General features: G+C 71.4%; 17 protein-coding genes. 4 read left to right on the top strand and 13 right to left on the bottom strand.

The window, feature by feature from the left end; all coding sequences use genetic code 11:
• Nucleotides 1-75: 75 nt before the first annotated feature.
• The 4 genes from BFN33_RS13785 to BFN33_RS13770 all read right to left on the bottom strand — a co-directional run bounded on the left by BFN33_RS13785 (nt 76) and on the right by BFN33_RS13770 (nt 4,974).
• Complete coding sequence (locus BFN33_RS13785; protein WP_069760311.1) at nt 76-1,902, bottom strand: gamma-glutamyltransferase family protein; 1,827 nt, start codon at nt 1,900-1,902, stop codon at nt 76-78.
• A gap of 178 nt (nt 1,903-2,080) precedes the next feature.
• On the bottom strand, nt 2,081-2,902 hold the full coding sequence (locus BFN33_RS13780) for a bifunctional 2-polyprenyl-6-hydroxyphenol methylase/3-demethylubiquinol 3-O-methyltransferase UbiG (protein WP_069760310.1): 822 nt from the start codon (nt 2,900-2,902) through the stop codon (nt 2,081-2,083).
• 43 nt (nt 2,903-2,945) lie between these two features.
• Complete coding sequence (locus BFN33_RS13775) at nt 2,946-3,608, bottom strand: response regulator transcription factor (protein ID WP_069760309.1); 663 nt, start codon at nt 3,606-3,608, stop codon at nt 2,946-2,948.
• A 247-nt stretch (nt 3,609-3,855) separates the two neighbouring features.
• Nucleotides 3,856-4,974 carry a sensor histidine kinase gene (locus BFN33_RS13770; protein WP_069760308.1) on the bottom strand — a complete coding sequence of 373 codons (1,119 nt, stop codon included), beginning with the start codon at nt 4,972-4,974 and terminating at the stop codon, nt 3,856-3,858.
• Between the two features lie 167 nt (nt 4,975-5,141).
• On the opposite strand from BFN33_RS13770, the gene BFN33_RS13765 reads away from it, so the two are divergent.
• A complete protein-coding gene (locus BFN33_RS13765; RefSeq protein WP_069760307.1) occupies nt 5,142-6,146 on the top strand; it encodes a carboxymuconolactone decarboxylase family protein in 1,005 nt (334 codons plus the stop codon).
• 151 nt (nt 6,147-6,297) lie between these two features.
• The gene (locus tag BFN33_RS13760) at nt 6,298-6,963 is read left to right on the top strand and encodes a hypothetical protein (protein ID WP_069760306.1); all 666 of its coding nucleotides are present in this window, start codon (nt 6,298-6,300) and stop codon (nt 6,961-6,963) included.
• A 54-nt stretch (nt 6,964-7,017) separates the two neighbouring features.
• On the opposite strand, the gene BFN33_RS13755 is transcribed toward BFN33_RS13760, so the two are convergent.
• The 9 genes from BFN33_RS13755 to BFN33_RS13715 form a co-directional block, all read right to left on the bottom strand.
• On the bottom strand, nt 7,018-8,568 hold the full coding sequence (locus BFN33_RS13755; RefSeq protein ID WP_069760305.1) for an NCS1 family nucleobase:cation symporter-1: 1,551 nt from the start codon (nt 8,566-8,568) through the stop codon (nt 7,018-7,020).
• Nucleotides 8,569-8,696: 128 nt separating this feature from the next.
• Nucleotides 8,697-9,716 (bottom strand): TIGR03842 family LLM class F420-dependent oxidoreductase, encoded by a 1,020-nt coding sequence (locus tag BFN33_RS13750; RefSeq protein WP_069760304.1) that lies wholly within the window; start codon nt 9,714-9,716, stop codon nt 8,697-8,699.
• Between the two features lie 11 nt (nt 9,717-9,727).
• On the bottom strand, nt 9,728-11,131 hold the full coding sequence (gene hydA / locus BFN33_RS13745) for a dihydropyrimidinase (protein ID WP_069760303.1): 1,404 nt from the start codon (nt 11,129-11,131) through the stop codon (nt 9,728-9,730).
• Nucleotides 11,132-11,162: 31 nt separating this feature from the next.
• A complete protein-coding gene (locus BFN33_RS13740; RefSeq protein WP_069760302.1) occupies nt 11,163-12,005 on the bottom strand; it encodes a nitrilase-related carbon-nitrogen hydrolase in 843 nt (280 codons plus the stop codon).
• A 155-nt stretch (nt 12,006-12,160) separates the two neighbouring features.
• Entirely contained in the window at nt 12,161-13,711 is a 1,551-nt protein-coding gene (locus BFN33_RS13735) for a PucR family transcriptional regulator (RefSeq protein WP_069760301.1), read from the bottom strand.
• 23 nt (nt 13,712-13,734) lie between these two features.
• Nucleotides 13,735-15,024: an aspartate aminotransferase family protein gene (locus BFN33_RS13730; RefSeq protein WP_069760300.1), complete on the bottom strand. Its 1,290-nt coding sequence runs from the start codon at nt 15,022-15,024 to the stop codon at nt 13,735-13,737.
• Nucleotides 15,021-15,863 carry a nitrilase-related carbon-nitrogen hydrolase gene (locus BFN33_RS13725; protein ID WP_069760299.1) on the bottom strand — a complete coding sequence of 281 codons (843 nt, stop codon included), beginning with the start codon at nt 15,861-15,863 and terminating at the stop codon, nt 15,021-15,023. Before BFN33_RS13725 ends, BFN33_RS13730 begins: the two co-directional genes overlap by 4 nt.
• 179 nt (nt 15,864-16,042) lie before the next feature.
• Nucleotides 16,043-18,382: a hypothetical protein gene (locus BFN33_RS13720; RefSeq protein ID WP_069760298.1), complete on the bottom strand. Its 2,340-nt coding sequence runs from the start codon at nt 18,380-18,382 to the stop codon at nt 16,043-16,045.
• Nucleotides 18,383-18,517: 135 nt separating this feature from the next.
• Nucleotides 18,518-18,769 carry a helix-turn-helix domain-containing protein gene (locus BFN33_RS13715; protein ID WP_069760723.1) on the bottom strand — a complete coding sequence of 84 codons (252 nt, stop codon included), beginning with the start codon at nt 18,767-18,769 and terminating at the stop codon, nt 18,518-18,520.
• A gap of 33 nt (nt 18,770-18,802) precedes the next feature.
• Between BFN33_RS13715 and map the strand changes: the two genes are divergently transcribed.
• Nucleotides 18,803-19,570 (top strand): type I methionyl aminopeptidase, encoded by a 768-nt coding sequence (gene map, locus BFN33_RS13710; protein WP_069760297.1) that lies wholly within the window; start codon nt 18,803-18,805, stop codon nt 19,568-19,570.
• Nucleotides 19,571-20,059: 489 nt separating this feature from the next.
• A complete protein-coding gene (locus tag BFN33_RS13700; RefSeq protein ID WP_069760295.1) occupies nt 20,060-22,582 on the top strand; it encodes an ATP-dependent Clp protease ATP-binding subunit in 2,523 nt (840 codons plus the stop codon).

Raw genomic sequence — 22,582 nt, 5'->3', positions numbered from 1 at the left:
ACGCACATATGGCGGCAAATTGCGCAATCGGGATCCGAGACGCAGACCTCGTCCACACCGGCACTCCCCGCTCCGTCACCGCCCCACCGCATACCCCTGCATCCCCCGCGGATTGGCCCCCGCGGACAGCACCCCCGTCTCCGGGTCCCGCGCCACCGCGCACAACCGTCCCTCCGACCACGGCTCCCCCACCGTCACGTCGTGCCCCCGCCGCCGTAGCCCCTCGACCACGCCGGGATCCGTCCGCGCCTCCACGGTGACGCTTCCCGGCCGCATCCCCCGCGGATAGAACGACCCCGGGAAGCTGTCGTTGTGCCAGTTCGGGGCGTCGATCGCGCCTTGGAGGTCGAGGCCGCCGCGGACCGGGGAGCGCAGGGCGAGGGCCAGGAAGAAGTGGAGCTGCCACTGGTCCTGCTGGTCTCCGCCGGGCGTACCGAAGGCCAGAACCGGCACCCCGTCGCGCAGGGCGATCGAGGGCGTGAGGGTGGTGCGGGGGCGGCGGCCGGGAGTGAGGGAGTTGGGCAGGCCCTCCTCCAGCCAGGTCATCTGGAGCCGGGTGCCCAGGGGGAAGCCCAGTTCGGGTACGACCGGGTTGGACTGGAGCCATCCGCCGCTGGGCGTGGCGGCCACCATGTTGCCCCAGCGGTCGACGACGTCGAGATGGCAGGTGTCGCCCCGGGTCGTGCCGTCGGGGCCGACCTCGGGCTCGCCCGGCACGGGCGACGTGGGGTTCTTCGCGACCGTCGGCTCCCCCACGCCCATCGGGCTGAAGCCGGGTTCGTCGGTGACGACCACGCGCGCGTGCTCGCTCAGCCGGGGATCATGCCCACCGGGACAGCCCGGCCGGAGCTCGTGGGACGCCTTGTCGCCGATGAGCTCACGCCGCTGGGCGTTGTACCGCGCCGACAGCAGCTCAGCGAGCGGCACTTCGGCCGCGTCGCCGTACCAGGCCTCCCGGTCGGCCATCGCCAGTTTGCAACCCTCGATCAGCAGATGGACGTACTCGACGGACCCATACCGCGGCAACTCGGGCGGCAGCAGCGCGAGTTGCTGGAGGAGGACGGGGCCCTGGCTCCAGGGGCCGGCCTTGCACAGGGTCCAGCCGTTCCAGTCGTACGTCGCCGGCGCCTCGTAGGTCGCGGACCACACGGCCAGATCAGCGGCCGTGAGGGTGCCGGTGTGCCGCGAGCCGCTGGTGTCCATGGTGGGGCGCCGCGCCTGCCGTACGAGCGCCTCGGCGATGAATCCGGTACGCCAGACCTCTCGCGCCGCGTCGATCTGCGCGGCCCGGTCGCCGGTCCCCGCCACCTCGTCGATGAGCCGCTTCCAGGTGGCGGCCAGGGCCGGGTTGCGGAACAGCTCACCGGGCCGCGGGGCCTTGCCGCCCGGCAGGTACACCTCCGCCGACGAGGTCCACTCCGTCTCGAACAGCTCCCGCACACTCTCGACGGTCGCGCCGACGTTCTCCACGGGTGGGTGCCCGTCCTCGGCGTAGCCGATGGCGTACTTGAGGACGTCGGCGAGGGACTTGGTGCCGTGGTCGCGCAGGAGCAGCATCCAGGCGTCGAAGGCGCCCGGGACGGCGGCGGCGAGGGGGCCGGTGCCGGGGACGAGATCCAGGCCCAGCCCCTTGTAGTGGGCCACGGTCGCTCCGGTGGGCGCGACGCCCTGTCCGCACAGCACCCGCACCTCCCCGCCGGCGGGTGCGAGCAGGATCGGCACTTCGCCGGCGGGTCCGTTGAGGTGCGGCTCGACGACGTGCAGCACGAAGGCTCCGGCCACCGCCGCGTCGTACGCGTTGCCGCCGTCCTCCAGCACCGCCATCGCCGACTGCGAGGCGAGCCAGTGGGCGGAGGACACCATGCCGAAGGTGCCTTGAAGAGTGGGACGGGTGGTGAACACGCCTTACACCTCGCAGTTTCCGCGCGTCGGCCGGACCGATCGGCGCTCGGGGTCAGCCCTGGGGAGCAGGCGGGAAGCCCGAGCCGGAGCACTCCTCCACGCACTCCCCCGACAGGCTATCGATACGCCCCGCGCCCGAATCGACGTCGTCTCTCCGCTGGGGCGGACGGCCGCGCTGTCACGCCGACGGCCGTCTGCCCACCGTGAGCAGATGCCCGCTCGCCCCCAGCAGCGTCGGCTCCGACTCGATGTGCCGGCACGCTGCCAGCACGGTCTCGCACCGGGCCGGGTCGTCCAGCCAGTCCTCGACACCGCCCATCAGCCAGGCCACGCCCTCGACGCCGTACTGCCCCTCGACGGCCAGTCGCGCGTCGCTGAACTCCGCAGTCACCTCGTCCGGTTGGGCGAAGTGGGCGACGGTGAAGAAGCCCTCGTCATGGTAGGGATGCCGACCGTCCGTGAGGACGGCGTCGGTGCGTTCGCGGTGCTCCGGGGTGAAGTAGCGCTCCTCGCGCAGCAGGTCGTGCAGTTGCGCGTACCGGTTGATGGTGGCCGCGATGACCGGCCCGCCCGGCCGGACCACCCGGCCCGCCTCCGCCAACGCCCGTACGCGATCGGACTGTTCGGGCAGGTGGTACAACGGGCCGAGCAGGAGCACCACGTCGTACGAGGAGTCGGACGCGGCCAGTTCACGCGCGTCCCCGAGTCGGGCGGCCACCCCGGGCAGCCGCGAGGCCTGTTCGACGTGGAGCGGTACGGGGTCGACAAGTTCGACCGCGTATCCGTCCCGCGCGAGCCACTCCGCGTGCACCCCGCTGCCGCCGCCGACGTCCAGCACGCGCGCGGGCGCGGGCGGCAGCAGCCGTCGCAGTACGTCCTGTGTGCGCCAGAACTCCAGCCGTCCGGACGGGGCGCCGCCCGGTCTGAGGCGGGCGTCCTCCGTGCCCCGGGCGTAGTAGGCGAGGATCTCTTCGCGCATCCGCGGCGGTGTCTCGGTCATCACCTCAGAGTGCTGATCGCGGGCCGTGGCGGGCAACGGAATATCAGGAGCCGCGTGCCGTCACCAGCCCCGACTCATAGGCGAACACGACCAGTTGGGCGCGGTCCCGGGCGCCCAGCTTCGTCATCGCCCGGCTGATGTGCGTCTTGGCCGTGAGGGGGCTGATCACCATGTGCTCGGCGATCTCCTCGTTGGTCAGGCCGCGGGCGGCCAGGGCGGTCACCTCGCGTTCGCGGCGGGTGAGGCACTCCAGGCCGGGGGCGGTGGACCGGTCGGGTGGGCGGGAGACGAACTCGCCGATCAGGGTGCGGGTGACGGCGGGGGACAGCAGGGCCTCGCCCCGGGCCACCACCTCGATGGCCTGGAGCAGGTCGGCCGGTTCGGTGTCCTTCAGCAGAAAGCCGCTCGCGCCCGCCCGCAGTGCCTCGAAGACGTACTCGTCGAGACCGTAGTTGGTGAGGATCACCACGCGGACCCCCGCCAGCTGTGGATCGGCGGCGATCCGCCGGGTCGCTTCGATGCCCGTCATCACCGGCATCTGTACGTCGATCAGCGCGATGTCGGGCACCTGCGCGCGCACCAGCTCCACGCCACGCTCCCCGTCCGCCGCCTCCCCGACCACCTCGATCCCGTCCTCCGCGTCGAGCAGGGCCCGGAAACCGGCCCGCATCAACGCCTGATCGTCGACGAGCGCCACCCTGATCACCCGGACATCTCCCCGCACACACCGAGGCCGCCCCTCGCCTCACTCACGCCGCCTCCTGCGAGGCAGGTACAGGCCCCACCGGGAAGCAGTCCCCCACGCTCGCACCGAACCCCCCGCGCCCCCATCACACCGCCTCCCCCGCCCTCAAAGGCAGCTCCGCCCGCACCGTGAACCCGCCCTCCGCGCGCGGGCCGGTGTGCAGGGTGCCGCCCAGGGCCGTGCTCGCACCGAACGCCCCGCGCCCCCGTCACACCGCCTCCCCCGCCCTCAAAGGCAGCTCCGCCCGCACCGTGAACCCGCCCTCCGCGCGCGGGCCGGTGTGCAGGGTGCCGCCCAGGGCCGTGACCCGTTCGCGCATGCCCGTGAGGCCGTGGCCGGGCTGCGGTGGTCGGTCCGGGTCCGCGGCGCCGTCGTCGTCCACTCGGATCGTCAAGTCGTCCTTGCCGTAGGCCAGTTCCACCCGCACCTTGGCCGGTCCCGCGTGCCGGGCCGCGTTCGTCAGGGACTCCTGGACGATCCGGTACACGGCCCGGTCGAGCGGAGCGGGCAGGGCGCACTCCTCGCCCGTCACCCTCAGTTCGGCGGCGAGGCCCGTCGCCCGCGCCCGCTCCACGAGCAGCGCCGGGGTGCCGGTCGGCTCGTCGGTGCGCAGGACCTCCAGGGTGGCGCGCAGCTCGCGCATGGCCTCACCGCCCGCCTCCTGGATGGCGAGCAGGGCGGGCGGCACCTCCTCGCCCCGCTTGCGGGCCAGATGGACGGCCACGCCCGCCTGGAGCTTGACGATGGAGATGCTGTGGGTGAGGGAGTCGTGCAACTCCCTGGCTATCCGCAGCCGTTCCTCCCCTGCGCGACGCAGAGCGGCCTCCTCGCGGGTGCGCTCGGCTTCCAGCGCGCGCTGTTCGGTCTGGCGCAGATACGCCTGCCAGTTGCGACCGGCGAGGCCCGTCACCACCGCGCACACGAACCAGCCCGCGAGCAGCCCGGTCTTCTCGACCGCCTCCTGGACCGTCGGGGCGGTGATCGCGTACGCCCCGAGGAAGACCCCGCTCGCCGCGGCCGCCCGGCCCCGGTGCCCCAGCTGGGACGCCAGGTGCACGGCGGCGAAGACGGACAGCGCGCCGAGGGATCCCGGGTGGGCGTGCAGGACGTAGGCCGCCCCGCTCACCGTGGCCACCGCCAGCACCACCAGCGGCACCGCCCGGTAGAACGCGAGAGCGGCCGAACTCACCACGAGCAGCGCGTAGTCGAGGGCGGTCGTGTCCGCGTCCAACGCCGCCGCGACCACGACGAGTGCGCCGACCACGACCACGAGGGCCAGATCGGCGAGTCGCCTGGAGGTGGCCGAGTCGACCGAGTGCCCGCTCATGCCCACACGCTAGACCGCCGCACCCGCACCGGCGTCAGCCCTGTGGACAACTCCCCCGCTACTCCCCCCGTAGTAGTCCCCGACCCGGCCCGCGCTCCCGGACGCAGCGCCAACTCCCTTCGGCCGTACGACGACCAGGGCCGCGGTCGGGGCGCACGCTGCTGTCCATGTCCACACCCTTCCGCTACACCCGGCCCCTGCCGCCCAAGGCCGCCACCGGCCATGTCGCCGAGGTCTACGAGCAGCTGTCCCGCGACTTCGGCATCGACGAACCCGTCACCTTCGTGGTCCTCTCCTCCGCGCCGGAGCTCCTCGCCCCCACGTGGGCGCTGATGCGCGAGTCGCTGATCGCGGGCCCCGGCAGCCGCACCGGCAAGGAGCTGGCGGCGCTCGGCGTCTCGCTGGCCAACCGGTGCCCGTTCTGCGTGGACGCGCACACCATGCTGCTGCACGCCACCGGCGACCACGCACTCGCCGAACGCGTCGCCCGAGGAGAGCGGCCGGCGAACGAGGAGCACGCGCGCGTGCTGGACTGGGGCAGGCACACGCGCGTGCCGGGCGGCGTCGGCGCCGAACCGTACCCGTTCCCGCGCGAGCACGCGCCGGGCTACCTCGGCACGGCGTTCGCCTTCCACTTCATCAACCGGATCGTGTCCGCCCTGCTCACCGAGAACCTGCTGCCGGGCAACGCCCAGCGTTTCCGGGCCGTCCGCAGCCTCGCGGGCCGCACGCTCGCCCGGACCGTGCGCCGACCCGCCCGGCCCTGCGCCTCCCTCGCGCTGCTCGACCTGCCCGATCCCGGTGAGGCCCCCGCGTGGGCGGACGGTAGGCCCGTCGGGCTCGCGTACGCGGCGCTGCTCCGGGCGGCCATGGCGGGCGCCGGTCTCCTCGACACCGAGGACCAGGACCTCGTGGAGGAGACCCTGCTGGACTGGGACGGGTCGCATCCACCGCTCGACCTGAGCGGCTTCCCGGACCGGCGGGAGCGTCCCGGCGCGCGTCTGGTGCTGCTGGCCGCGCTCGCGCCGTACCGGATCACGGACGAGGACGTGGCGGCCTGGCGGCGGCCGGAGCACACCGACCAGCTTCTGGTGCACCTCGTGGCCTACGGGGCCTTCCTGGCCGTGGACCGCGTCGAATCGGCCCTCTATCGGCCCATCACCCGGACATAAACGGACACATGGCGCATCGGCGGCAGGTCACTGTGACGGCACCGGTACGGAGCGAGTTCACACTTCCACCCCACAGGGAGACGTGTGAAACTGGCGTCCCGTCCGCAGTGCGGACCCGTCCGCGCCGTCCGTCCCCCACGAAAAGTGCGCCGTGCGAACTCTTTCCCTGCCGCTTGCCCTCACCGCGCGCATCTCGCCCGTCGTCGTGCTCGCCGCGGCGGGCTGGGCGCTGACGTCAAGCCCGGCCACGACGCCGGCCGCCGAGAAGGAGTCGGCACCGCAGTCCGCCGGCGAGACCCCCTCGGGCGCGTCCACGGCAGCGGCCTCGAAGCAGTACGCCGCCGCCCCAGCACCCTGCGGCAGCATCGACACGGCCACCCTCAAGTCGCTCGTGCCCGGTGCCAAGACTGCCGGCAAGGAGATCCCCTCCACGGACACGGCCCTGCGTCGCACCTGCTCCTGGAACGCGCTCAAGGGGTACGACTACCGCTGGCTCGACGTCTCCTTCGAGATCACGGAGTCCGACGCGGCGGCCGCCAAGTCGTACAAGGAGAACACCGCCGAGAAGAGCGGCGGCGGGAGCGTGCCCGGTGTCGGCGACGCCGGCTACTCGGTGGTGAACCTCACCACCGAGGACAAGCAGCAGACCCGTGAGGGCGTGGTCATCATCCAGGCGTCCAACGCGCTGGTGACGGTGACGTACAACGGCAGCGACTTCGAGTCGAAGAAGGCGCCCAGCACGGACGAAATAAACAAGGGCGCCATCAAGGCCGCCAAGGAGGCGGTGGCGGCACTGGAGGGCGGCCAGAAGGCCTGAGCCGGCAGGCCCGGACCGGGCCCGACCGCCCTCCACACGCGCGTGACGCGAACGTCAGGCCGCGATGCCCTCCTGCTCCCTGCCCTTCGGCAGCATCAGCGCGATGTACAGCAGCAGGGACGCGCTCAGGCCCACCGCCCAGCCGTAGTCGGCCAGTGGCTTGAGGAACGGGATCAGACCGTCGGTCGGGAACGGCCCGGTCTTCTTGCCGTCCGCGCCCACCGCCGAGTACGAGCCGCCGACCGCGAGCAGACCGCCCACCACGAAGGCGACGATCGCCCGCCAGTTCCAGCCGTTGGTGTACCAGTAGCGGCCGCCTGGCGTGTAGAGGTCCACGAGGTGCAGGACCGTACGCCGGACGATCCAGTAGTCGGCGATGAGGATGCCCGCGACCGTGCCCAGCAGACCGCCGACCACACCGAGCCAGGTGAAGATGTAGAACTCCGGCGTGGAGATCAGCTTCCACGGGAAGATCAGGATGCCGACGACGCCCGTGATCAGCGCGCCGGTGCGGAAGTTGATGAACTTCGGGGCCAGGTTGGACAGGTCGTACGCCGGTGAGACCACGTTCGCCGCGATGTTCACGGAGACGGTGGCGACCAGCACGATGACGAGCGCGAAGAGCAGACCGAAGGCGTTGTCCGTCTTGGCCGCAAGCGCGACCGGGTCCCAGATGGCCTCGCCGTAGATGGCCTCGGAGCCGGAGGTGACCAGCACCGCGAGGACCGCGAACAGGGTCATCGTGGTGGGCAGGCCCAGGGCCTGGCCCCAGGTCTGCGCCTTCTGACTGGCGCCGAAGCGAGTGAAGTCAGGAATGTTCAGGGACAAAGTCGCCCAGAAGCCGATCATTCCCATCAGGGACGGGAAGAAGACCGGCCAGAAGTCGGCGCCCCAGCCGAGCTTCGACGGCTGGTCGAGCAGCGCACCGAAGCCGTCCGCCTTGACCGCGATCCAGATGAGCAGCACGAGGGCGCCGGCGATCACGAAGGGCGCGGCCCAGTTCTCGAAGTGGCGCAGGAAGTCCATGCCGCGGTAGATGATCGCGATCTGGAGCGCCCAGAACAGCAGGAAGCAGAGCCACAGGGGCCAGGGGTTGCCCGCGATCTCGCCCGCGTTCTCCCAGTGGCCGCCGGTGAGCTTGGAGCCCAGCGCGAAGATGCCGCTGCCGCCGATCCAGGTCTGGATGCCGAACCAGCCGCAGGCCACGGCCGCCCGGATCAGCGCCGGGATGTTGGCGCCGCGCAGCCCGAAGGAGGCGCGGGCCAGGACCGGGAAGGGGATGCCGTACTTGGGTCCGGCGTGCCCGGTGGCCAGCATCGGCAGCAGCACGATGATGTTGGCCAGGGCGATGGTGAAGACGGCCTGCTTCCAGTCCATGCCGAGCGCGACCAGGCCGGAGGCCAGGGTCCAGCTGGGGATGCAGTGCGCCATGGAGATCCACAGGGCCGCGAAGTTGTACGTCGTCCACTTGCGCTCGGAGACCGGTACGGGACGCAGGTCCTCGTTGGCGAAGGGGCTCTCGGCGGGGAAGGCCTCGGGGGCGAGCTCCACGCGGCCACCGGCGGACTGCGATATCGGGGACCCCGTGGGGACTGTTTCGGTCATGGGCAGGCCAATCGATCAGAGCGGGACGGGAGAGGCCGTGCGGGGGCCTTGGGCCCCTCTCCGCCCCGGGACGACGGGGAGGAGAGGGGAGAACAAGGTGTGGGGGGTCGGTGAGCGGGGGTCGGGAGTCAGGCGTTGAGGGCGGGGATGACCTTCGAGCCGTACGCGTCGATGGTGGCTTCCTGGGCGTCGTGCATGTCGTAGACGGCGAACTGGTCGACGCCCAGCTCGCGCAGCGCGTTCAGCTTCTCGATGTGCTTCTCGACCGGTCCGATCAGGCAGAACCGGTCGACGATCTCGTCGGGCACGAACGCGGTGTCCGGGTTGTCGGCCCGCCCGTGGTGCGAGTAGTCGTACCCCTCACGCGCCTTGATGTAGTCCGTCAGCTCGTCGGGGACGGCGGCGGAGTGCTCGCCGTACTTCGACACCAGGTCGGCCACGTGGTTGCCGACCATCCCGCCGAACCAGCGGCACTGCTCGCGCGCGTGGGCGAGTGCCTCCGGGGAGTCGTTCTCGGTGACGTAGGCCGGGGCGGCCACGCAGATCTTGACCTCTGAGGGATCCCTGCCCGCGGCTACGGCCGCGTCCTTGACCGCCTTCACCATGTACTCGGTCAGGTACAGGTCGGCCAGCTGGAGGATGAACCCGTCGGCCTCCTCACCGGTCATCTTCAGCGCCTTGGGGCCGTACGCGGCCATCCATACGGGGAGTTCGGCTCCCGGCTTGACCCACGGGAACCTGATCACCGTACCGCCGAGGTCGGCCTCGTCACCGCGGCCGAGCGCCCGGATGACCTTCATGGCCCCGCTGATGCGGGCCAGCGTGTTGGGCTTGCGGCCCGCGACGCGCATCGCGGAGTCGCCGCGGCCGATGCCGCAGACCGTGCGGTTGCCGAACATGTCGTTGAGGGTGGCGAAGGTGGAGGCGGTGACCTCCCAGGTGCGGGTGCCCGGGTTGGTGACCATCGGGCCGACCTTCAACTTCGAGGTGTTCGAAAGGATCTGACTGTAGATCACGAACGGCTCCTGCCAGAGCACGGCGGAGTCGAAGGTCCACCCGTAGGTGAAGCCGTTGCGTTCGGCCCGCTTCATCAGGCTGATGACCTTCGAGGCCGGCGGGTCGGTCTGCAGGACGAGTCCGAAGTCCATCTGCGCCACTCCTAGTTGAGGTACTGACAGGTGGACCGAGGGGTGTACGTGCCGTGTCCGGCGTGCCCGGTGTACTCCCGTTCGGTGATGACGAGTTCGCCGCGTGAGAGGACCGTCTCGACGCGGCCCGTGAGGCGCTTTCCTTCGTACGCCGAGTAGTCGACGTTCATGTGGTGGGTCTCGGCGGAGACGATCTGCTCGGCGTGCGGGTCGTAGATGACGACGTCGGCGTCGGCGCCCGGGGCGATGGTCCCCTTCTTCGGGTACATGCCGAACATCCGGGCCGGGGTGGCGCAGGCGATCTCGATCCAGCGGCGGCGCGTGATGTGTCCGTCGACGACACCCTGGTGGAGCAGGTCCATGCGGTTCTCGACGCCGGGGAGACCGTTGGGGATCTTCGAGAAGTCGCCGCGGCCGAGCTCCTTCTGGCCCACGAAGCAGAAGGGGCAGTGGTCGGTGGAGACGACCTGGAGGTCGTTGGTGCGCAGCCCCTGCCAGAGCTTGGCCTGGTGTTCCTTCGGCCTCAGCGGAGTCGAGCACACGTACTTCGAGCCCTCGAAGTCCGGCTCCGCGAGGTTGTCCGTCGACAGGAACAGATACTGCGGGCAGGTCTCGCCGAAGACGTTGAGCCCCTCGTCACGCGCGCGTGCCAGCTCGGCCACCGCCTCCATGGCCGAGACGTGCACGACGTAGAGGGGCGCGCCGGCGACCTGCGCGAGCTTGATGGCGCGATGGGTGGCCTCGGCCTCGAGGAGGGCCTTGCGCACCTCGCCGTGGTAGCGGGGGTCGGTCTCGCCGCGCGCCAGCGCCTGCTCGACCAGCACGTCGATCGCGATGCCGTTCTCGGCGTGCATCATGATCAGGCCGCCGTTCTCGGCGGAGCGCTGCATGGCGCGCAGGATCTGGCCGTCGTCGGAGTAGAAGACGCCGGGGTAGGCCATGAACTGCTTGAAGGAGGTGACCCCTTCCTCCACCAGCAGGTCCATCTCCTTGAGCGTCTCCTGGTTCACATCGGAGACGATCATGTGGAAGCCGTAGTCGATGGCGCAGTTGCCCTCGGCCTTGGCGTGCCAGGCGTCCAGGCCCTCGCGCAGCGAGTGGCCGACACTCTGCACCGCGAAGTCGACGATCGTCGTCGTACCGCCCCAGGCGGCGGCCCGGGTGCCGGTCTCGAAGGTGTCGGAGGCGAAGGTGCCGCCGAACGGCAGCTCCATGTGGGTGTGGGCGTCGACGCCACCGGGGATGACGTACTTCCCGGTGGCGTCGATGGTCCGGTCGGCCGTGAATGACTCGGCTGCCGAGGTGCCCGAGGCGGCGAGGGCGGCGATGCGGCCGTCCTCGATCAGCACGTCGGCGTGGATCTCGTCGGACGCGGTGATGACGAGGCCACCGCGGATGACGGTACGGCTGCTCATGTTCCCTCTCCTGCCAGAGTGGACGGTTCGGTCAGGGTGCGGTCAGCGGGGGGTAGGCGTCCGGACGGCGGTCGCGGTAGAACTGCCAGCGGTCGCGGACCTCCCGCAGCTTGGCCATGTCCAGGTCCCGGACGACCAGTTCGGTCTCCTTGTCGCTCGCCACCTCGCCGACGAACTGGGCCTCCGGGTCGACGAAGTACGTCGTCCCGTAGAAGTCGTTGTCGCCCAGCTCCTCGACGCCCACCCGGTTGATGGCGCCGATGAAGTACTCGTTGGCGACGGCCGCGGCGGGCTGCTCCAGCTGCCACAGGTAGGCGGACAGACCGCGCGAGGTGGCCGACGGGTTGAAGACGATCTCGGCACCGGCCAGGCCCAACGCCCGCCAGCCCTCCGGGAAGTGGCGGTCGTAGCAGATGTACACACCGATCCGCCCGACCTTGGTGTCGAAGACCGGCCAGCCGAGGTTGCCGGGTCGGAAGTAGAACTTCTCCCAGAACCCCGGTACTTGGGGGATGTGGTGCTTGCGGTACTTGCCGAGGTACGAGCCGTCCGCGTCGAGCACGGCGGCGGTGTTGTAGAGGACGCCGGGCTGCTCCTCCTCGTACATCGGCAGGATGAGGACGATGCCCAGTTCCTTGGCCAGCGCCTGGAATCGCTTGACGATGGGGCCGTCCGGAATCTGTTCGGCGTACTCGTAGAACGCCTTGTCCTGGACCTGGCAGAAGTACGGCCCGTAGAACAGCTCCTGGAAGCACAGGACCTGAGCACCCTGCGCGGCCGCGTCCCGGGCCGCCTGCTCGTGTACCTGGATCATCGACTCCTTGTCGCCCGTCCACGCGGTCTGGAAGAGGGCGGCACGAATCACTCTGCTCATCGGGACCTCCGGTCGCTCGGTGTGCGAGAAGACTAGGAAGTCCGAAAACTTGCTTTGAGTTGCACGGTGTCACGTCTGCGGGCCTTGGGCGTGCCACGGTGTCACCCTGTCGTGAGCCCATGTTTCACCGCCGTTTTCCCATGTCGTGGCATGTTTCAGCTCTGTTGCGCGTCGTGCGCGAGGAGCGCGATGTGCACCGAGGCGGCCTGCTCGAAATCGTCCAGGTCGACGCCCAGCCGGCCCTGTATCGCTTCCAGCCGCCGATAGAGCGCGGGGCGGGAGACATGGTGGAGCTGGGCCGTGCGCGACTTGTTGCGGCCGGTGCCGAGGTAGGTGCGCAGCACCGCCAGCAGATCTTCTCCCGCCCCGCACAGCAGCCCGTCCAGCTCGCGTTCGGCGAAGGACTGGACGTGCGGGTCGTCGCGCAACAGCCTGACCAGACCACGCAGATGGACGTCCTTGAGGCGGACGACGGCCGGGAGGTCGAGTGCTCCCGAGGCGACGGCGTCCGCGACATGCCGGGCCTCTCGCATACCGGCGGGCACGTCGTCCCAGGCGGTCCTGGGATCCGCCGCCGACACGACCGTCCCCGACAGCCGGGCCGCGAAGTTCGCCGTGAGCACCGTGGCGTCCTGGTCCCGGGCCAGGCTCAGCAGTACGGCGGTGGCCCCGTCGGCGAGCTCGGCGACGATGCCGGGCAGGCCCAACAGTCTTAGCACCCGGTCGAGTTCGGCCGGATCGCCGTCCCGCACGACGAGCGGGACGAAGGTGCGCCGGTTGACGGGCAGTCCGGCCGCCCGCGCACGGGGCAGCAGCTGCCTCGCCGGTACGACCCCGCTGACCAGGTCGGTCAGCAGGCTCTGCGCGGACTGCTCCTCCCAGGTGTGGGCGGAGGTGCCGCCGAGCATGCGGTGCAGGACGAGGGATTCGGCGGCCCGGTCGGCCAGGAGGCGTCCGGTGGCGGTGTCACCCCGGTAGCCGCACAGCATGATCTGCCCCCAGCGCTCCCCGCGTCCGCCGAGTTCGGCTCGGATCCAGCCGTCGCCCTCGCTGCCGCCGGCCTGGCGGGCGATGCGTTCCCAGTCGCGCAGCACGTCGTCCACCGCGGAGCGCTCCCCCGCGGTGGCGAGGACGCGGTGGGCGAGGTTGGTGACGACGACGGGGCAGCCGCTGTGGTGGGCGATCTCGTCCAGCATCCGCTGGAGCGGGGCACCCGCGGTGATGAGTCCGGTGAGGGATGTGCGCACGGCCTCGGACATGCTGACGGCGGCGAACTTCCGCCGTACCAAACGGGCTTGGACCTCCTCCGTGAGCTCCGCGAAGGGGAAGGGCCGGTGGAGGACGACCATGGGCAGCCCGCACCGCTCGGCGGCCCTGCGCATCACGTCCGGCGGGGTCGGGAAGGCGCGGCCGAGTCCGAGGACCACGGCCGAGGCCTCCGCGCGGTGCAGGGACCGGATGTACTCGGCCTGCTTGTCGTCGTCACCGGCGAGCAGCACTCCGGTGGTGAGCACCATCTCGCCGCCGCTGAGCATCACGCCGACATCTGCGGCCTCCGCCACGTGCACCCAGCGCACCGCCCGGTCGAGCTGACCGGCGCCGGCCACCACCTCGGGCTCCCCGGCGAGGACCCTTTCCAGCATGAGGACCTGACGGACCGACAGGGTCGGCGCCAAGGACTCCAGGGGCTCCAAGGTGGTGCTCATGACGGTGTTCCCTTGCTGTGGGCCTACTGGATGGTGCTCCTCAGAGCGTGTTCGAGGATCGCGGCGCCTTCTTCGGCCTCCGCGACGGTCAGGGACAGCGGCGGGGCGATCCGCAGGGCGCTGGTGTTGTGCCCGCCACCCTTGCCGAGCAGCAGCCCCTCGGCGCGGGCCGCCTCAAGGACGGCGGACGCGGCCTGCGGGTCGGCCTCGTCCGTGCCGGGTTTCACCAGCTCGACGCCGAGCATGAGCCCACGCCCACGCACCTCCCGTACGCCCGGAATCTCCGCCCCGACGGCCCGCAGCCGCTCGATGAGCAGCCCGCCGACGCGCCGGGCGTTGCCCTGCAGATCGTGTTCCAGGAGGTACGTCAGGTTCGCGAGGCCGGCCGCCATGGTGATCTGGGTGCCGCCGAACGTCGAAATGCTGTTGGAGTCCAGGCAGTTCATGATCTCGGCGCGGGCCACCACCCCGCCGATGGACATGCCGTTGCCGATGCCCTTGGCGAAGGTGAGGATGTCCGGAGGACCCGACCGGTCGTGCGCCTGCCAGCCCCAGAAGTGGTCGCCGGTGCGGCCCCAGCCGGTCTGCACCTCGTCGGCGATCCACAGGATGCCGCGCTCGTTCAGCACCTCGCGGAAGGCGGCGTAGAGGCCGTCGGGCGGGGAGGTGAAGCCGCCGACACCCTGGATCGGCTCGGCGATCAGGGCGGCGGGCGGGCGGGTGTGGCCGAGCAGGTCCTTGAGGTCGTCGACGCAGGCCGCGATGAAGTCGTCGTCGCCGAGGGAGGCGTACGGACCGCGGGTGCGCACGCCTCCGTGGACGTACAGCGTCTGGAGCGGGGACAGTGAGGTGGGTGACCAGCCGCGGTTGCCGGTGATGCCGACCGCGCTGAAGGAGCGGCCGTGGTAGCTGTTGCGCATCGCCAGGATCGTGTTGCTGCGCCGGTAGGTGGTGGCGAGCAGCAGGGCGGTGTCGTTGGCCTCGGTGCCGGAAGTGGTGAAGAAGACCCGGGCGTCCGGAATGCCGGACAACTGGGCGATGCGCTCGGCCAGTTCGACCATCGGCCGGTTCAGGTACAGGGTCGAGGAGTGGATGATCCGCCCGGCCTGTTCGCTCACCGCCTTGGTGATCTCGGGCAGGGCGTGCGCGGTCATCGTGGTCAGGATGCCGCCGAAGAAGTCGAGGTACTTGTTGCCCTCGGCGTCCCACACGTGACGGCCCTCGCCGTGTGTGATCTCCAGCGGGTCCTCGTAGTAGAGGGCGAGCCAGTCGGGCAGGACGGCACGGTGACGTCCGAGCAGGTCCTCGGTCACGGCTGCACCAGCCCTTCGTAGGCGTCGGGGCGGCGGTCGCGGTAGAACGCCCACTGCTGCCGCACCTCTTCGACGAGGTCGAAGTCCAGGTCGCGGACGACCAGTTCCTCCTCCTTGTCGCTCGCCGCGTCCCCGACGAACTGGCCACGCGGGTCGACGAAGTACGACGTCCCGTAGAAGTCGTTGTCGCCGTACTCCTCGACGCCGACCCGGTTGATGGCGGCGACGAAGTACTCGTTGGCGACCGCGGCCGCGGGCTGTTCCAGGCGCCACAGGTGGGAGGAGAGTCCCCGGTGCGTGGCGGACGGGTTGTAGACGAGCTGGGCGCCGTTCAGGCCCAGCTGACGCCAGCCCTCCGGGAAGTGGCGGTCGTAGCAGATGTAGACGCCGACCTTGCCGACGGCGGTGTCGAAGACCGGCCAGCCGAGGTTGCCGGGCTTGAAGTAGTACTTCTCCCAGAAGCCCTTGACCTGCGGGATGTGGTGCTTGCGGTACTTGCCGAGGACGGTGCCGTCGGCGTCGATCACGACCGCGGTGTTGTAGTAGAAGCCGGACTGCTCGACCTCGAACACCGGCACGACGATCACCATGCCGGTCTCGCGGGCGAGTGCCTGCATACGACTGGTGGTGGGGCCGTCGGGCACCGGCTCGGCCCAGCGGTAGTGCTCCGGTTCCTGGACCTGGCAGAAGTAGGGGGCGTTGAACACTTCCTGGAACCCGATGATCTTCGCGCCCTGTCGGGCCGCCTCGCGGGCGTGCTCCTCGTGTTTCGCCACCATGGACTCGGTGTCGCCGGTCCAGGTGGCCTGGACCAGAGCGGCACGTACGACGTTGGCCATGAGCTGCTCCTTCGGCGGGACGTCAGAGCCTCTACGCCCGTAGATGTAGCCGTAGAGGGACGAACGTAAGCCTCCTGGAGAGGCTTGCCAAGACCATCGTCGTTAACCCGCGAAGTCGATCACGTTTCACACTCCAGTGGAGGAGCGACGTGGCCGGTCAGTGGGTTGTGGGGGACCTGTCAGGCGGAGAATCCGGCGACCCGCAGGGCGTGGATCAGATCCCAGTGCCGCTCGTCCGAGACGCCTCGCGCGGCGGCCAGCAGGAGCGGTACGAGCGTCTGCGGGCCGGGCTCGGCGCTGCGGGCGGCCTCCTCGGGGGTGCGGACCCGGACGTAGGCGTCGAGAAGCGCGGAGACCTCACGACGACGGCCCTCGGCGACCAGCCCGAGCACGGCGGTGCCGATCTCACCCGCGGGCCGTGCGACGCCCTGCCGGAGCACCTGTTCCCCGTCCGCGCTGCGCCCGGCCGCGACCAGCGCGTCGGCCGCTGCCACCAGCCGGTCGGCGGGCAGCGAGGCGGCCTCCCACAGCAGGGTCGCCCAGTCGGCGCGGAGCCCGGCGCGCTGAAGCTCGGCGGCGAGCAGCGGGAAACGGTCGGCGGGCCAGTGCGCGATCTCGGCGAGCAGCGCGTGCGCCTCCCCGGTGCGTCCCTCCGCGCGCAGCCGCGTCAGCGTCGCGATGGTGTCGGCGGTCTCCCTCCGAGCGGCCGCGTCCAACGCCTCGGCCCGCTGGTCCGACCGCTCCTCCGACGCCTCCGCGGCCCCGGCGAAACGGGCCCCGCGCGGGGTCCGCCCCTTCGGCACGGGCCCGGTGGGCAGCTCGGACACGGCTGCCGGGGGTACGGCGACGGGGGCGCCGCCCTCCTCGGCCATACCGGCGAAACGGGCACTGCCACGGCGGCGCTTGCGCTTGGCCGTGGGCGCGGGGGCCTCCGGCGGTTGGGCGGCGGGGGCCGGCTGTCGTGAGGCCTCGGCGTCGGGCTGGGGTGTGCGGCCGGGGCGGGTGACCGCGGGCGAGGCCTGCTCATACGGGGCGTACGTCGAGGGGGGTGCGTCGGCCTGGCTGTGCTGGTGCGGGCCGGGGCGGGTCGCGTCGGCGGCACCGGCGGGGTGGGGGCTGTACCCCCGAGCGGCCGCATCGGCGGGGCCGGACCACTGCGGGGCGCGCCCCGGACGTGCCGCATCGGCAGAGCCCGACCACTGCGGGGCACCTCCCGGTCGCGCCGCATCGGGGGAGCCCGAGCCCTGCGGGGTGCGCCCGGGTCGCGCCACATCGGCAGAATCCGACCACTGCGGGGCACCTCCCGGTCGCGCGGCATCGGCAGAGCCCGAGCCCTGCGGGGCGCGCCCCGGACGGGCCGCATCGACAGAGGCCGACCACTCCGGGGTACCTCCCGGTCGCACCGCATCGGCAGAGCCCGACCACTGCGGGGTACCTCCGGGTCGCGCCGCATCGACAGAGCCCGAGCCCTGCGGGGTGCGTCCCGGACGGGTCGCACCAGCGGGAGTCGACCATTGCGGGGCGTGCCCTGCGCGGGCCGCTTCGGAGGAGCCCGGCGACTGGTCGGCGTGTCCGCCGTGGGTCGCTCCAGTACCTGTGGTCGACGTGGCATCTCGTTGCTGGGGCATGTTCGGGAACTCGGCGCCTCGGCCGTCGGCCGCGCGGACGCCCGACTCGTGGTCGCCGAATCCGCTCGCCGCATCCCCGTAGTGGCCGGCCTCACGGCTCCTGGCTCCGGAGTCACCGGCTACGCGCCCGCCGCCCCCGGCACCGCCCAGCCCACGCCCGCCATCCTCAGCGACCTCACCGCCGTAACCGCCGACGCCCACCCCGCCCCCGGCGACATCGCCGCCGTAGCCCCCGTAGCCGTCGGCAAGCCCGCCGCTCCCACCGCGCCCGGGCACAGGCCCGCTGTCCCCGGGCGCGTCATCCACGTCCTCGAACGTCCCCCGGAACACTCCACCGTCCGCGATCTGCCCCCGCCGGATCGCCCGGCCCCGGCCGCCCATCGAGCGGCCGTCCAACTCGGCCATCCGGGACTGGAGTTCGGCGCAGCGTCGGACCGCGCGTTCGTGGTCGTCGCGGGCCCAGGCGAGGTCCAGGCGGATGGCGTCGGCCTCCTCCTGGGTGGTGGCCCTGGCGAGCAGGCGGCCCAACTCGGCCTGCCGTTCCGCGGCGTAGCGCTGTTCGCGGAGCATGACGTCGAAACGGTCACCGAGGGCGTCCCGGCCGCCGGGGCGGGCGTCGTGGGCGGCCTGGGCGGCGGCGTGCAGGGGGCGGGCCCGCTCCGCCTCGACGTGGGCCCTATCGGGGCCGTACGCCGCGGCGAGGTCCTGCAGGAGCGACTCGACCACGTCCCAGGGCGGCACTTCGCGGCCGTCGAGGCAGGCTTGCATACCGTCCGGATCGCGCTGCCAGAACACCGCGCACCAGCCGCCGCCCTGATCCAGACGCGCGAGCAAGCCGTCCAGGTAGGCCACGAACTCCCGCAGCCGCCCCGGGAGTTGATCCACTGCCATCGCTCAACTCCCGTTAGACCGGAGCACTCCGGTCCGTAAGGCAACACCAGCAGTGTTACGAACGGGCTACAGGCAGTTTGCGAAGCAGCAGCAGGAGTCTCCTGACACGCTCCCGGCCCGGTGAGCGAACTCCCGTCACACGCCCGCCAACTCGCACAGTCCGGCCAGCTCGTCCATGGAGAGCCCGAGGGCCCGGGCAATCGCCGCCACCGTGAAGAAGGCCGGGGTGGGAGCCCGCCCGGTCTCGATCTTCCGGAGGGTCTCCGGGGAGATTCCGGCGCTCATCGCGACCTCCGCCATGCTGCGGCCGCCACGGGCTTCGCGCAGCAGCCGGCCGAGCCGCTCGCCGCGTGCGTGTTCTTCGGGAGTGAGAGGGGTGCGCACCATGCCCACCATTCTAATACCGGTATAGTAATTGGCATGGTGGAGCTGAAGACAGACACATCGATCGAGTCCATGTACGAGGCGGGACAGGTGGTCGGGCGCGCCCTGACCGCCGTACAAAAGGCCGCTGACGTGGGTGTTTCCCTGTTGGAGCTGGACGAGGTGGCACGTGAGGTGCTGCGGGAGGCCGGGGCGACCTCGCCCTTCCTCGGCTATCGGCCGACCTTCGCCAATACCCCCTTCCCCGCCGTCATCTGCGCCTCCGTGAACGACGCGATCGTGCACGGCATCCCCACCGGCTACCGGCTCCGCGACGGCGACCTCGTCTCGATCGACTGCGGTGCCCAACTCGGCGGCTGGGCCGGTGATTCGGCGATCAGCTTCACGGTCGGCAGGCCGCGCCCCGCCGACGTCCGGCTGATCGAGGCCGCGGAACAGGCGCTGGCGGCCGGGATCGCGGCGGCCGTCGTGGGCAACCGCATCGGGGACATCGCGCACGCGATCGGCACGGTGTGCCGGGGCGGCGGCTACGGCATCATGGACGACTTCGGCGGACACGGCATCGGCCACCGTATGCACGAGGACCCTCCGGTGCCGAACGAAGGGCGCCCGGGGCGGGGCCTCGCGCTCCGGCACGGCATGGTGCTCGCGATCGAGCCGATGCTCATCGCCGGCGGCACGGACGAGTACCACGCCGCGCCGGACGGCTGGACGCTGAAGACCAACGACGGTTCGCGGGCGGCACACACCGAGCACACCGTGGCGATCACGGACGCCGGCCCACGCGTCCTGACGGCACGCTGAGTCGGCCCGCGTCCCAGGGCGAGGTCCTCTTCAGGGGCGGCCGGAGGACGTACGAGACCGGCACGCACTCGGCGGAGCCGGGTCAACTCACGCTGGGCGAGGCGCGGCGGCTGACGTTCTCGCACCGTGCCGAACCGGATCACGCGCGGCTGCGGTGATGACGGCACCGACGTCGACGACGACCTGCCACACGTCTCGGCACCGCCTCCGGCCGTGCTCCCGCCGGTCCGGGAGCACGGCCGGAGGGCCTCGTGTGGCGCGGCCGCACCCGACGAGCGGTACCGGGACGAGAAGCCGCCCTGCCCGCCGATTCCCCACCGCGGAGCGCTGAAAGTGCCCCACTCCCCCATCCGTGCGAAGGTGTAACCGGCTGACACCCGGGTTACCCGGCCCCGCACGTCGATCAGCGAGGGCATCCCCGGCCCTCTTCCAGTCCTCGAACGGGCTCGGCCCGGGGGGACGCCCATGGGGATGCCGGATGGGAACGCCATGACCAGCGGATTCAGCGGACCGGAAGGCTACGACGCCTTCGGAGAGTTTCTCGCCCGTTTCTTCGGCGGACCGCGTCCCGGCCCCCGGCAGATCAACATCGGCCAGCTGCTGAGCCAGCCGGCCCGGGAGCTGGTGCGGGGCGCCGCCCAGTACGCCGCCGAGCACGGCAGCCGGGATCTGGACACCCAGCACCTGCTGCGCGCCGCGCTCACCGCCGAGCCGACCCGCACCCTGCTGAGCCGGGCCGGCGCCGATCCCGACTCGCTCGCCTCGGAGATCGACGAACGTTCCGGCCCCGTCCAGCACCAGCCGGAAGAGGCCCCTCCGCCCACCTCGCTGTCCCTCACCCCGGCCGCCAAGCGGGCCCTGCTGGACGCCCACGACCTGGCCCGGGCCCGGGGCGCCGGTTACATCGGCCCGGAGCACGTCCTGAGCGCCCTGGCCGCGAACCCCGACTCGGCCGCCGGGCACATCCTGAACTCGGCCCGGTTCGCCTCCACCGGTCTGCCTCCCGAGACGGCCCCGGATTCCGGACAGCCCCGCGGCGAGGCACCGCGCAGCACGGGCACGCCCACGCTCGACAAGTACGGCCGCGATCTCACCGACCTGGCCCGCGAGGGCCGTATCGACCCGGTGATCGGACGGGACGAGGAGATCGAGCAGACCATCGAAGTGCTGTCCCGGCGCGGCAAGAACAACCCGGTGCTCATCGGTGACGCGGGCGTCGGCAAGACCGCCATCGTGGAGGGCCTGGCCCAGCGGATCGTCGACGGGGACGTGCCCGACGTGCTGACCGGGCGCCGGGTCTTCGCCCTCGACCTGACCGGGGTGGTGGCCGGCACCCGATACCGGGGTGACTTCGAGGAGCGCCTGACGAACATCGTGGGCGAGATCCGCGACAACTCCGACCGGCTGATCGTCTTCATCGACGAGCTGCACACGGTCGTCGGCGCGGGCGGGGGCGGCGAGGGCGGCTCGCTGGACGCCGGCAACATCCTCAAGCCCGCCCTGGCCCGCGGTGAGCTGCACATCGTGGGCGCGACCACGCTGGAGGAGTTCCGCAGGATCGAGAAGGACGCGGCCCTGGCCCGCCGCTTCCAGCCGATCCTGGTGCCGGAGCCCACCGCGGCGGACGCGATCGAGATCCTGCGCGGGCTGCGCGACCGCTACGAGGCCCACCACCAGGTCCGCTACACCGACGAGGCACTGGTGGCCGCCGTGGAGCTGTCGGACCGCTATCTCCCCGACCGCCGTCTGCCGGACAAGGCGATCGACCTCATCGACCAGGCGGGGGCGCGGGTACGCCTTCGCGCGCGGACCAAGGGCACGGACGTACGGGCCCTGGAGCGCGAGGTCGAGCAGCTGACCCGGGACAAGGACCAGGCGGTCGCCGACGAGCAGTACGAGCAGGCCACCCAACTGCGCGACCGCATCGTGGAGCTGAAGCAGCGGATCGGCGAGGCCACCGGGCACGACGAGGCCGACGAGGGCCAGCACCTGGAGGTCACCGCGGAGGCCATCGCCGAGGTGGTGTCCCGGCTGACGGGCATCCCGGTCAGCAGCCTCACCGAGGAGGAGAAGGACCGGCTGCTCGGCCTGGAGCAGCACCTGCACGAGCGGGTGGTCGGCCAGGACGAGGCCGTACGGGTCGTCTCGGACGCCGTGCTGCGCTCCCGCGCGGGCCTCGCGAGCCCGGACCGCCCGATCGGCAGCTTCCTCTTCCTCGGCCCGACGGGCGTCGGCAAGACCGAACTGGCCCGCGCCCTCGCCGAGTCCCTGTTCGGCAGCGAGGAGCGCATGGTTCGGCTGGACATGAGTGAGTACCAGGAACGGCACACGGTCAGCCGTCTGGTGGGTGCCCCGCCCGGATACGTCGGCCACGAGGAGGCGGGCCAGCTCACCGAGGTGGTCCGCAGGCACCCCTATTCGCTGCTGCTCCTGGACGAGGTGGAAAAGGCCCACCCGGACGTGTTCAACATCCTCCTCCAGGTCCTGGACGACGGACGGCTGACCGACTCCCAGGGGCGCACGGTCGACTTCACCAACACCGTCATCGTGATGACGAGCAACCTGGGCTCGGAGGCGATCACCCGCAGGGGCGCGGGCATCGGCTTCGGGCCGGGTGGAGCGGACTCGGACGAGGAGGCCCGCCGAGAGCGGATCCTGCGCCCTCTTCGCGAGCACTTCCGCCCCGAGTTCCTGAACCGCATCGACGAGATCGTCGTCTTCCGCCAGCTGACGACCGATCAACTACGGGAGATCACCAAGCTGTTGCTGGAGCGGACCCGCCGCCTGCTGCACGCCCAGGGCGTCACCGTCGAGTTCACCGACCGGGCGGTGGACTGGCTGGCGGAACGCGGCTACCAGCCGGAGTACGGTGCCCGGCCGCTGCGCCGCACGATCCAGCGGGAGGTGGACAACCAACTGTCGCGCCTCCTCCTGGACGGCAGGATCACGGACGGCGGCCGGGTGACGGTGGAAGCGGAAGCAGGCGGCTTGACGTTCAAGGTGACCGCGTAG

The sequence above is a fragment of the Streptomyces sp. LUP47B genome (assembly GCF_001746295.1).
Taxonomy (GTDB): Bacteria; Actinomycetota; Actinomycetes; order Streptomycetales; family Streptomycetaceae; genus Streptomyces.
This window is presented reverse-complemented; position numbering and strand designations above follow the sequence as displayed.